General features: G+C 44.5%; 2 protein-coding genes and 1 pseudogene. All 3 read right to left on the bottom strand.

Annotated elements, in window-relative coordinates; genetic code table 11:
- A pseudogene (locus tag A3729_RS08080) lies at positions 1–383 on the bottom strand (class I tRNA ligase family protein); the annotation flags it as partial.
- Positions 384–536: 153 nt separating this feature from the next.
- On the bottom strand, positions 537–983 hold the full coding sequence (locus tag A3729_RS08075; protein ID WP_068507836.1) for a DNA polymerase III subunit chi: 447 nt from the start codon (positions 981–983) through the stop codon (positions 537–539).
- Positions 984–1030: 47 nt separating this feature from the next.
- On the bottom strand, positions 1031–1150 hold a 120-nt coding region (locus A3729_RS31435), incomplete at its 5' end, for a hypothetical protein (RefSeq protein ID WP_156497788.1).

Genomic DNA, 1150 nt, shown 5'->3' with positions numbered 1-1150 from the left:
AACGACGAAGCTGACGGGTAATTGTGCCACCGGACTCTTCTTTCCAATCCCAGATTTTATCGAGAAAGGCTTCACGTCCGAGGTCATGGCGAGTTTTGCCTTCTTCAGCAGCAAGCTTGCGCTCAACAACCATTTGAGTTGCAATACCCGCGTGGTCGGTACCGACCTGCCATAAAGTGTTATGACCTTTCATGCGGTGATAGCGGGTTAGGGCATCCATAATAGAGTCCTGGAAGGCATGTCCCATATGCAAGCTACCGGTGACATTCGGTGGCGGAATCATAATGGTGTAGGGCTTCATTTGAAGGCTTGAAGTAGCCGCTTTCTTCCCAGGTTTTATACCAAGACTGTTCTATTTCGCTAGGTTGGTAGGTCTTATCCATAATCGTTGATGCTTACTCGTTAAAAATGGCTAGAGGTCGAGTGCCTGACTTTCGCTTGGCATACGATAAAAAATGGCCGACATTATACATGGCGTGAGCGAGCTGAAGCTAGGGACTTGCTTAATATAGTTGCTTAAAAAAGCAAAGACTTCCCTAAGCTTTCCGTAGATCGTGGATATGAACCTCATGGCCAAGGCTCTTTAGTTGCTTGTATAAGGTACGTGCGTCCTGAATTTCGATTTCAATATTCGGAATGATTAAGCACAAACGGCTGAAATCTTCCAAGCGCTCGGGTAACTGCTTTCGTAGGAGGATGAGCAAAGAATCGTCTTTTTGAAGTGATGACTTTAATGGTTTGTCATCGATGATGACTGGCGCGGTTTTGCTTTCTGACTCATTTTGACCGAGACTATGAGGAATAAAGCTTTCGAGTTTGAAAGTCCATAAAGCGCTGTTTAGTGCTTCGTTTTGAATAGCGTCCACAGTCTGAATATGAATTCGACTGTGTTGTTGCAGGGCTTTCTCCGTTAAACGGCAACAAAAAGCAATTTGCTCAGAAAAGTTGGCTTCATTTAAGAGGTATAGGTCTATTCTGGGCATGCTTTTGTTGTCGCTGTCGTAATTAACTCAATAGTCTTGCTAGATATTTAAGACGCTTTGCTTAACAGATAGTTCAGTAGCAAAGGAACCGGACGACCTGTTGCACCTTTGTCTTTTCCTCCTGATACCCAAGCTGTACCTGCGATATCCAAGTGAGCCCATTTGTA

This window comes from Oleiphilus sp. HI0043, assembly GCF_001634935.1.
This window is presented reverse-complemented; position numbering and strand designations above follow the sequence as displayed.